The following is a 10,426-nucleotide window of genomic DNA, read 5'->3' on the forward strand; positions in this document are numbered from 1 at the left end:
GCGACGCCTTCGGCGACGTCCGCGGCAGCCATCGGTTGGAAGTAGGCCGGTGGCATCCGCACTGTGTCATCCACGGTGGCCGAGTCGGCAAGGGTGTTGAGAAACTCGAAGAACTGCGTCGCGTGCACGATCGTGTATGGGATCGGCCCTTCGGCAATCAGGTTCTCCTGGAGCAGCTTCGCGTCGAAGTAGCCGCTCTGCGCAGCCAACTGGTCGGTACCGACGACGGACAGCGCAACGTGATGGGCCACACCGGCGCTCTCCTCCGCGGCGAGCAGATTGGTCGTCGCGGTCTGGAAGAACTCCCGCGCAGCGTCATCGAGTGTCGGCGAGTTCGAGACGTCGACGACGACGTCCGCCCCGGACAACACCTGAGCCAGGCCTTCCCCGGTGTAGGCGTTGACGCCCGTCGACGGGGCTGCGGGCGTGACGTCATGACCGCGTTCGGTCAGCGTCTCCACCAACTTCGAGCCGATGAGCCCGGTTCCGCCTATGACAACGATCTTCATGGTGAGCCTCCCTTGTCGCTACGACACTGCTTCGACTCCCCCGAACGCGTCGCCGCTGCCGCACTCATCCCCACGAAGCAAGCGGCTTGCCACGGCAAAGGCTGATCGTGTCCGGACCGACCTACCCCTCGTCGACGACGAACGTGACCGTCTCGTCCATCGCTGCGCGACCCGTGCAGGTGTGGTTCACGCTTTCGATACTGCCGGCAGCCGAGTTCGAGGGCAGAATGTCAACTCGCCGCGAGCAACGGGTTCCAGACCTGGCTGAGTGACGGATGAGGCGCGACCACGTGGCGCAGCACCGATAGCGGGACCTCGCCGACCACGGCAACGGTCGCCGCCTGTACGAGTTCCGCGACATCCGGTCCGACGAACGTGGCTCCCAGAAGCGTGTCGCGGTCCGCGTCGATCACCAGCTTCCCCTCGGCGTCGAAGCCGTCGCGGAGAATAGACAACTCTGCGAGCTCTCCGGGGTAGAGCGCGTTGCGCGTCGTCACGGTGAATCCCGCTGCGCGCGCGGCTGCTTCGGTATAGCCGACCTCCACTACCTGCGGATCTGTGAAGATGATCTGGGCCAGGCGGACGGTATCTCGTGCGGTCGATTCCGGACCGTCGGCTCCGGCGCCCCGCGCGCGGCTTGCCACGACATCTGCCACGATGCCGGCGTGGTACTGGGAAACATGCGACAGCAGTGCCCGACCGGTCGTATCACCGATCGCGTAGAGCCACTTGCCGTCGACCCCGGTCGCCGTGAGGTGGTCATCGACCGCGACGAAGTCTCCCACGGGCATGCCGACGGTCTCCAGCCCCAAGTCCCCGGTGTTGACCGAACGGCCGGTGGCGACGACGATTTCGTCGGCTCTGAGGTCGGTATCAGTCGTGGTGACGCTGACACCACCGGAATCATTTCGCGCAACCGATGTCACCGTGGAGTCGAAATGAATCTCGACGCCGCGATCCTGCAGCGCGCGCGACACGCGCACCGACGAAGGGTTCGGAACCCCGCAGCAGTGCGGGCCCACGCACCAGCAGGGTGACGTCGCTTCCGAGCCCGGACAGGATCGTCGCGCTCTCCACACCGACGACTCCGCCGCCGAGAACGATGCTCCTGGCAGGAACGCCGGTCATGGTCGCAAGATCTCGATTGGTCCACGGCGCCGCAGACCTCAACCCGTCGAGGTCAGGGACAAAAGGGCTTGTTCCCGTGGCGAGTATGACGGCGTGGGCGGCGTACAGGCGATGCTGCGAGCCATCGGGTTCGACGACCGCCACCGTGCGCTCCCCGTGGAGGCGACCTCGACCGTGAACGACCTCGATGCCGTTCTGCCTCAGGTTGGCGACAATGTCGCGATCGGTGAGGTGATCGACGATGATGTCTCTCTTGTTCAACACGGCTTCGACGTCCACATTCTGGCTCGTCACGACCTACCGCACTCCGGGAACCGCTCTGGCGAGCTGGAGGACCTCGATGGGTCGGATCAGCGTCTTGGTTGGATTGCATGCCCAGTAGTGGCATTCCCCGCCGACCAGTCGGTCTTCGATGAGGGCGACGGCGAGCCCGTGGGCTGCAAGGCGAACAGCCGCAGTCACACCGCCCGGGCCGCCGCCGACCACCACCGCGTCGAATCGGTCGGCACCGCTCATGGCTTCTCCTCGACAATCGTTATTTCACTGCAGATTTCGGTTCATGTGAAAGGTCTGGAACACATGCGATGACCGCGCTTGTTCAAGCGCTCCTCGCCCTTCTCGCTTCGCCCGGACGGGGAGGTCCGGCGAGTGCCGCGTCGACGACTCCCCGAAGGGCGCGCCGCAACGGCGCCACGTCGCCGGTCACATTGGACAGCAGCACGCCGCCCTGGTAGGCCGCGAGCAAAGCGGAGGCCAACGTGCCGGCATCCGTGCCCTTTTTCAGGCCTCCGGACTCATCCACACGTTGAAGTCCAGCCTCCAGCAGCTGTTCCCATCGTGCGAAACCGGCGACCAATGCCCGGCGCGCCGCCACGTCGTCATCCCGGAGTTGGTGAATAAGCGACCCGATGGGGCAGCGAATGGACGTCGTGGACGCGGCGTGAAAGGTGACGGCCTCGTCGCACCAGGCGTAGACGTCGGCCGTTGTCGACATCGCCTCCAACGTCGGGGTGAGGCCGGCGACGACACGTTCGACCTGAACGGCGACCACCTCGGCGACGAGGTCGGANNGCCCGACGGTCGCGCGACCGCGGTCCGTAGTCGGTGTCGCTTTGATGGTCGCCTCCTCGGGCAGCTTGCCAACAGTTGCTGTACTGGATAGTACAGCGTTTGTATCGGTCGATACATTTTGTGTCGTCGCGCGTCACCGCTTGCCGGACAACAGCACGCGCGGTTAACACGTGCAAGCGATAGCTCGGTGTGTTCGGCGCTGAGGCTGACGGCGAGTCTGGACCAATGATGTTCCCGATTCACGCTTCGCGTGGCGCCATCGAGGGCGCATGTCGAGTTGTCACGGCCCGCACCTTGCGATTACCTAGCCTGACAAGACATCATGCCGAACCGCACTCGCGCCGGTGTACGGCTGCAATAGCAGGTGCACCTACAACGCTGCCAGGACAGTTCTCGAATCCAGGTCACGGTATGCGGTCGCGAGTCGGATGTGGTTGGCGACGTTGATCTCCCAGCCGTAGTTCTCCAACGGTGTGGTCAGCCATCCGATGTAGAGGCACCAGGCGGCGGCATGACGGTACTCGCGTTCCAGGTCAGCGACGCTGGGTGTGTCCTTGACGCCGGCCAGTTCGAGTTGGTGGTGATAGTGCTCGATTAGTTCACGCTCGTGTCTGCGTCGGTCGTGTACCGACAGGCCCGTGATGATGATGTAACTGACATCGTGCATGCAGAAACCACGGGCGGCTAACTGCCAATCCAGCAGCCCGCGGGATCCGTCGGGTAGGGAGTAGGTGTTGCCGATATGGGCATCACCGTGCAAGAAGGTGGTGGGGAGGCTCGCCTGATGCTGCTGTGCAACAGCGACCTTCGCCAGTAGCGAATCCGTGGACTCTTCGAGTGATTCAACGAGCTCACGTTTGAATTGCTGGCTTTGCACTTCCCAGTTGATCAGCATGGGCACCCCGGCCTGATGATTGAACAGGTCGTGAATGGGACCGCTGGTGTGCGGGTGTACCCACGCGAGGTCCTCGTCGAAACGCGGTGACTCCCAATAGGCGGCGTGGAGTCGAGCGAACTGGTCGAGCAGCATCCGCACGTCGCTGACAGATGTCTTGCTCAGCACTGAGGGAAAGACCGCGTCGCGCGGTCGCAGATCCTCCAGGACCAGACCGAATGAACTGGACGGCGCGTCATGGTAGGCGCCTAGACACATCGGGGTGTTCACCGGTAGTTCGTCGCCCAGGTGGGCGTAGACGTTCACTTCGTTGGCATAGAGAGGGATGTCACCCAACCCTGGACGGGCAACCTTGACGATCAGTCGCTGTGGCCAGTGATCTGGTGCGGACGGGCCGTAGCCGACCTCGACGGCAATGCGGCGGGCGGTGGAAACCTTTTGCTCGCCATCGCTGGACAATGCGGCGTCCACGATCTTCATCGATTCGACTTCCGCATCGGGATGCTTGGTCCTGATCAGGCGCTGGATCAACGCCACGTCGAAGTCACCCGGCTCCAACGGGACTGAATTGTCCGTCATCGTGGTTGCCTCCTGAGTTGTATCGCTTCGCCACGCTAAAGCGAATGTCTTAACCTGTCAATGAGACGTATGCTTTAATTGCGTCATGGTCTCCGATGCACCCGCACGCGAGCTGCTGATGGATGCCGCCGAGATGCTGATCGCCGAGCGGGGTATGACCGTCACGCTGCGTGAACTCGCCGCGGCGGCCGGGCAGCGCAACAACTCAGCGGTCATCTACCACTTCGGCGGACTCGACGGCCTGGTCGCAGCCACACTCCAGCGGCGCATGGACAGCCTCGAACCCCGCCGCGCCGAACTGTTGGCCGGCCTAGACGCCGACGCCGGCCCGGCCGACATCGTGGCGGCGATCGTCGGCCCCGCGCTGACCATCCCGTACGCGCAGGGCGCCACACATTACGCGCGATTCGTCGAAAGCATCCGCGTCCACTCGGTGATCGCCGAACTCCAGCCGAGCAGTAACCAGTGGCCCGTTGTGATGACCCTGATCCGAAGACTCACCCCACATGTCCCTGGTGGACGCCAGGCACAGACCCGTCGGATCCGGCTGATGGCCACCGCCATGTTCAGCCTGATGGCCGACTACGAACGCCGCGACGAGTTGGGATCACCGCGCAAACGGGCGCGAGCGATCGAAGAACTCACCGCACTACTGGTGGCGTTCGTCATCACACCCGTAGCAGTACCGACGATTGGATGAAGCCGATGCACGACCACGATGTCCGTCAGCTCGAAGAGATCCGACAAGTTCTCAACCGCTATGCCCGGGCGGTCGATACACACGACTGGGACCTGTACCGCTCGTTGTTCACCGAGGACGCCACGCTGGACTACACCTCGGTGCCGTTCGGTATCCGGGGCAGCCGGGAGGAGATCGTGGACTGGCTCGAGCATTCCATCCCGCTGATGCCGATGACCATGCACTACGTGACCAATGTCGAGGCGCAGTTCGACGGGGACACCGCAACGGTGCGCGCCCAGTTCTACAACCCCATGCAGTTTCCCGGTTCCACTGAACTCAGTTCCTGTGGCGGCTACTACCACCATGAAATGGTGCGTACCGAGGATGGCTGGCGCAGCCGCAACCTGCGGGAGGAGAACGTCTGGTTCGTCAACCCGCCAGGATCGGCGGATTGAGGACGATCATGCGGGCGGCGCGATCAGTCGGGCGGATCACCCCACCCGCGCGCAAGTTCATTTCGCACGGAAACGCTCTATGCGACTTCGGTGGTCGCGTCACCACACCTTTTCGGTTGTCCATCCAATAGCGCTGTGCCGCATCGTCACTCACCAACGAAGAGGCCTTCGCTGATTCGTTCGGGTCCTGCAGCCCACCGCATCGGCAGCAGCTCCTGGGACCCGTCGTGCCCATCACCGTCTTCGACAACGAGCAGAGGGCCCTCGGGACATGGTCGACAGTCAGCCCTACCGCTCAGAACTAGGTCGTCCTGTCGTCCATGTTTGCGGCTGCCGACGCGAGCACCCTTAAGGCGAGCAATCCAGCCGGCCCGGCACGAGTGCACATTGCGTCAAGGCGTGGGTGGAAGATTGGTGAGATGACGGTGAGCGAGCGTGAAGCAGCAGCGGCGCGGACACCCATGACGAGGGAGTTGCTCTACAGGGCGGCGACAGAACTGTTCGTCGAACGCGGCTACGAAGACACCACCATGGCCGACATCGCCGAACGCGCCGGAACCGCCCGCCGGACCGCATTCAACCACTTCCCCAACAAGGGAGACATCCCGATGATGTGGGCGCGGCTGATGGCCGACCGCGCCGTGGAGGCCTTCGCTGCGCACGCTGAAGATCGAACCGTGGAGCGGATCTACGCCTACTTCCAGCACATCACTCGCCTGGTGGGATCGCGTCCGGAACTCAGCAGGCAAATGCTGCTTGGCTGGGTCGCCGCCGGCGGCCCCATTCGTTACGAGTCGCAGTTCCTGGCAGACCTGACGCCCGTACTGGAGGCCGGCCAGTTGCGCGGCGAAATCGATGCAAGCGTCGACATCGCCACCGCTGCACGTGCGCTCGGCGACACGTACACCGGCGTAATCTTCCGGTGGGTCACAGAACGATGGTCGTCACCCCACCTGCAGGTTGTCACCGATGAAGCAATCGGACTTCTCCTATCGGGCATTCGGGCACACGCATGATCAGTTACGTCAGCCGCGACAGCTCCCCGCCCCGCGGCCAGATCGAGCACACATGACCCCTGGTCGAAGACGAGGCCACGAACAACCCCTTGGGGCACTGATCGACAACCATCGATCACCGAGAGTTCACAGAGAGCTCGCGCCGAAACTCAGCGCAACAAACAACGGTCTGTGTGCTTTATGCATCCGCGCCGCGATTGAGATCGGTCGCCTTTCAATCGAAATTCTCCCTTCCATGCCCAATTGGACATCGTCTGGAAATTTCACTTGAGAAGCCACAACAGTGGTGTGACTTCTCACGCTTGGTGACCAATTGCCTAACTCTGAAATGCGACCATGCTTCGTTTCTCACGACGTGACCACCGAGATTTGTCCCACGTTCGTGACCAATGTGCAACCTATAGGCTTTACGCGAATCGAGTTACGGTTGAACATTTTCGATTGGTCATCGGCCGCTCAGTAAAACGGGCCCGAACAGCGTTCCGTCGAAGTATGAATCTGTGAGTAGAGGGCTCAAGACGTACGCATCGAGGGGCTCGCTGCTGTGCTCGGCATCCCCCAGTCTCACCCCGTGTCGCCGGTGCGCAGTCTCATCTGCGTGTCATGTTTCTGGACGGTCTTCGATTCCTGCCTAGGGCGGAGCCGGAATGTGTGGGCGGTGCGGCCGCGCCGCTTGCCTCCTACCAGCGCGCGGGCGCAGGGACGTCCATCGCCAGCGGGCGCTCATAGGACAGATCCGAGCGGTCGCGTGTGCCGACCAGATAGCCCTTTTCGGTGAAGAACGGCGATTGCAGGATGCGGGCGTCGGCGCGGACGTGGAGGTCCGCCGAGGCTATTCGTCGTCTGACGCCGAGTCGCCGTAGTCCCAAGACAGGGTTCGCGCGGGGGTCACGTAGATGTAGGTGGCACCCGGTCTCGGCGCTGTGGGCCACTCGGACTCCGGCACGCCGCGTGACCGGGCGCCGTGGCGTGCGAGCTCCAGCGTTTCAGCGGGCTCCCGAACGATGCGCGCGTGACCTTGGAACATCACCCCGCGGATATCCGCCATGGTTGAGCCGTCTTCGAGCATGACGCTCACGTTCGGATTGCGCTCTACGTTGGCCACTTTGCGCGTGCCATCTCGCACACCCATGACGACGTCACCGTCCATCCGAAAGTAGCCCAGCGGCACGGTGTGTGGGAACCCGTCCTTATCGATGGTGGTCAGGATCGCCCAGCCCGGACGGCTGTCGAGGAGCGCCGTGATTTCGTCGTCAGTCAGTTTGCGCGGCATGTGGCGAGGTTACTCGTGGGCCGCTCTCGCCCGCATTGCAGCGAAAGCTCTACGGCAGCCCCTCGCTGTCGGTCGGCCCCGGCAAGCCGCTCACTTGGCGGCTTTGGAGTTCTTCGAGGTCTAACGTTGGCGGAATGGGTTTGTTCAGCCATGAGGAGTTCCGGGACCTCGCCGCCCGCACTGCGGGCGGCGCTAGTGATGGGGTCGTCGAGAGGGCGCGCGGTGCTGAGGTGGAACAATTCGGGGCGGATGATCCTGTGGTGGTAGGTCCGGGGTTGCCGCCCGAGGATGGATCGTGCGGTCAATTCACGGTGCAGTTTCACGTGTCTACGTCACTGCTGATCGGGTTGAAACGTATCGCTGATATGCGCGGGGAGAGCGTGCCGGAGGTCTGCCGCCAGGTGATCGGTGTGTTTGTTGCCCAGCAGGAGGGCGAATTGGGTGCGCTGCTTGCTGCTGAGTCCGAGGTGGCTGACTACCGGCCGAGTTTGGGCCACTCGTAGTTGAGTCCCGCTGCGGACGGATTACGCGGACGGGGCCATGAGGAGTTCCGGACTTCGCCGACCGCACTGCGGGCGGCCCTAGTGGTGCGCTGCACAAGTGCAGTCCTGGTGCAGCGAAACGTGAGAAAGTGCAGTCAAAAGTTGAGAACCTACAGCCGCCCTGAAGGTCTACTTCGCCATGTTCGCGAACCGCGACAGGTGCAGCTGGTGCGCCACCGTGACTGTCCTCGTCGGGCCGGCACGGTGCTTGGCCACGATCAGATCCGCCTCACCGCCGCGCGGGTCATCGCTTTCGAATGCGTCCGGCCGGTGTAGCAGGATCACCAGGTCGGCGTCCTGCTCAATGCTGCCGCTCTCTCGTAGATCGGACAGCATCGGCTTCTTGTCGGTGCGCTGCTCCGGGCCACGGTTCAGCTGGCTCATCGCCACCACCGGAACTTCCAACTCTTTGGCCAACAGCTTGATCTGCCTGGAGAATTCGGACACTTCCTGCTGGCGGGACTCGACCTTCTTGCCAGAGGTCATCAGCTGCAGGTAGTCGATGACGATGAGGCGCAGATCCGCCTTCTGCTTCAACCGCCGGGCCTTGGCCCTGATCTCCATCATCGTCAGGTTGGGCGAATCGTCGATATACAGAGGCGCCTCACTGATCTCACTCATCCGCCGCGCCAACCGCGTCCAGTCGTCGTCGCTCATCCGGCCTGACCGCATGTCGGCGAGCTTGATCTTCGCCTCCGCCGAGAGCAGCCGCATCACAATCTCGGACTTACTCATCTCCAGCGAGAACACGATACTCGGCAGATGGTTCTTGATCGAGCAGGACCGCATGAAGTCCAGGCCGAGGGTCGAGTTGTGGGTCGGCACCATCGCTCGGCTGGCCAGGTACATGTGGTCGGCGTTGTCCACCTCGACACACCGCACCGGAACACTCGGGACCGGCCGGACTTCGGTGATGAACCGGGAGTGCGACCGTGCTGTGCTGGCCGCGCGACGCTCTTTGTGTAGCAGCTCTTTTCGATGCAATCCGAAGACCTGGTCGGATGCGGAGAAGTTCACCAGATACGCCGTCGAGGAAAGCTCGCTTCGGCCGTTAACCGCCTTGGTGGCGACCTGGCACCGGTAGCCGAGTGACACGATCAGTTCGACGACATCGGCGGACAGCCGCCTGTTCGTCACCGTGAACTGGACGGTGCCACCGTTTGTCACGGTGCCGTCGGTATCAAGCAATCCGGCGAGCAGCGCGCGACGCTGACCCTCAGACGCTCGCAGGTACTGCAAGGGGATGTGCTTGTCCCCCAGCACCCCGAGGGTTCGCAGTCGCGCCTGGACGGTGCCCACCGCGTTACGGCAACGTTGGCACTGCCGCAATCCGGAGGACGGTTTTCCGCATCGCGAGCACCTGGGAGGAGGCACCGCCTCCGACACGAAACGCGCGCGTCCCCCGCACGAACGACCGCAGGTCCGAACCTGGCTCGTCTGCGGCACGAACTCCTTTCCACACACGACGCAGGCTCGCGCTGACGGTCGTTCATCCTCAGGCAGCATCAGACTGTAGCGATAGAGCGTAGACGTGGATTTCTGAACGACTATGCCCTCCCCCTCGATGCGCATGGCGATCTCAGGATCGGCGGTCGTGAGCTGGGCGCACGCGGTGGTCCCGTCACCCAGCCAGGCGCCCAGTGTGTAGGGCGGCACCAACAGATCCTGTTCGGCACCTGCGAGGGACGCGGCGTTGGTCACCGAATGGTTCAGCCGGCGATCGGCGGTCGCACACCGCAACGTGTCGGCGATCTCGCGGGTCGTCCGCACCTCCGCGGGCACGTTCGGGTTCCTGCGCGAGGCACGGTTGTCGGTCAGCCACTGGTGCTGCTCGTCAGCGACGATGACGGTGCCGTCGGAGAACTCGACTTCGTAGCACGGCCGCCCGACCATGACGTCGGTGGCCGCTACCACCCGGGTGGGCCGTCCGTCGGCGCCGATCAGTTCGTCTCCGACGCAGACCTCACCCATGGTGGTCCAGCCGGTCGGCGTTGGGAGCGGCGTGTCCAACGCCAGGGCCTTCCCCATACCGGGCCTGGCCGCGACGACGACCATCTGGCCGGGGTGCAGCCCGTTGGTGAGCTCGTCGAGTTCGACGAAGCCGGTCGGCACACCCTTGGAGATGCCGCCTTGGGAGGCGATGGCGTCGATCTCGTCCATCGTCGGCTGCAGCAGCTCTTCGAGCGCCACGAAGTCCTCGGCGGTGCGCCGCTCGGTCACGTCGTAGATCTCGGCCTGCGCACGGTCGACGATGTCGTCGACGTCGGCACCGTCGG

General features: G+C 63.5%; 10 protein-coding genes and 1 pseudogene. 4 read left to right on the forward strand and 7 right to left on the reverse strand.

From position 1 onward, the window contains the following. From J3476_RS25040 to J3476_RS25055, 5 genes and pseudogenes are all read right to left on the reverse strand, one after another. Positions 1-509, reverse strand: a 509-nt coding sequence (locus J3476_RS25040; protein WP_207069015.1) for an SDR family oxidoreductase, incomplete at its 3' end; no start/stop codon positions are given. Positions 510-739: 230 nt separating this feature from the next. Further along, entirely contained in the window at positions 740-1,165 is a 426-nt protein-coding gene (locus J3476_RS28225; RefSeq protein ID WP_373889114.1) for a hypothetical protein, read from the reverse strand. A gap of 72 nt (positions 1,166-1,237) precedes the next feature. Beyond that, a pseudogene (locus tag J3476_RS28080) lies at positions 1,238-2,153 on the reverse strand (FAD-dependent oxidoreductase); the annotation flags it as partial. Positions 2,154-2,235: 82 nt separating this feature from the next. Beyond that, positions 2,236-2,688, reverse strand: a complete 453-nt coding sequence (locus tag J3476_RS25050) for a TetR family transcriptional regulator C-terminal domain-containing protein (protein ID WP_207069016.1) — start codon at positions 2,686-2,688, stop codon at positions 2,236-2,238. Between the two features lie 390 nt (positions 2,689-3,078). After that, the gene (locus tag J3476_RS25055) at positions 3,079-4,182 is read right to left on the reverse strand and encodes a phosphotransferase (protein WP_207069017.1); all 1,104 of its coding nucleotides are present in this window, start codon (positions 4,180-4,182) and stop codon (positions 3,079-3,081) included. 85 nt (positions 4,183-4,267) lie between these two features. Here J3476_RS25055 and J3476_RS25060 point away from each other — a divergent pair, with 85 nt between their 5' ends. The 3 genes from J3476_RS25060 (at position 4,268) to J3476_RS25070 (ending at position 6,335) form a co-directional block, all read left to right on the forward strand. Next, positions 4,268-4,882, forward strand: coding sequence for a TetR family transcriptional regulator (locus tag J3476_RS25060; RefSeq protein WP_207069018.1), 615 nt, complete (start codon positions 4,268-4,270; stop codon positions 4,880-4,882). A gap of 5 nt (positions 4,883-4,887) precedes the next feature. Further along, on the forward strand, positions 4,888-5,319 hold the full coding sequence (locus tag J3476_RS25065) for a nuclear transport factor 2 family protein (protein WP_207069021.1): 432 nt from the start codon (positions 4,888-4,890) through the stop codon (positions 5,317-5,319). A gap of 419 nt (positions 5,320-5,738) precedes the next feature. After that, complete coding sequence (locus J3476_RS25070) at positions 5,739-6,335, forward strand: TetR/AcrR family transcriptional regulator (protein ID WP_207069019.1); 597 nt, start codon at positions 5,739-5,741, stop codon at positions 6,333-6,335. Positions 6,336-7,167: 832 nt separating this feature from the next. Here the strand turns inward: J3476_RS25070 and J3476_RS25075 are convergent. Beyond that, the gene (locus J3476_RS25075) at positions 7,168-7,608 is read right to left on the reverse strand and encodes a pyridoxamine 5'-phosphate oxidase family protein (RefSeq protein WP_152519383.1); all 441 of its coding nucleotides are present in this window, start codon (positions 7,606-7,608) and stop codon (positions 7,168-7,170) included. A gap of 134 nt (positions 7,609-7,742) precedes the next feature. Here J3476_RS25075 and J3476_RS25080 point away from each other — a divergent pair, with 134 nt between their 5' ends. Then, a complete protein-coding gene (locus J3476_RS25080; protein ID WP_207069020.1) occupies positions 7,743-8,111 on the forward strand; it encodes a hypothetical protein in 369 nt (122 codons plus the stop codon). A 168-nt stretch (positions 8,112-8,279) separates the two neighbouring features. On the opposite strand, the gene dnaB is transcribed toward J3476_RS25080, so the two are convergent. After that, positions 8,280-10,426, reverse strand: a 2,147-nt coding sequence (gene dnaB / locus J3476_RS25085) for a replicative DNA helicase (protein WP_286183700.1), incomplete at its 5' end; no start/stop codon positions are given.

This window comes from Mycobacterium sp. PO1, from assembly GCF_017312405.1.
Classification (GTDB): domain Bacteria; phylum Actinomycetota; class Actinomycetes; order Mycobacteriales; family Mycobacteriaceae; genus Mycobacterium.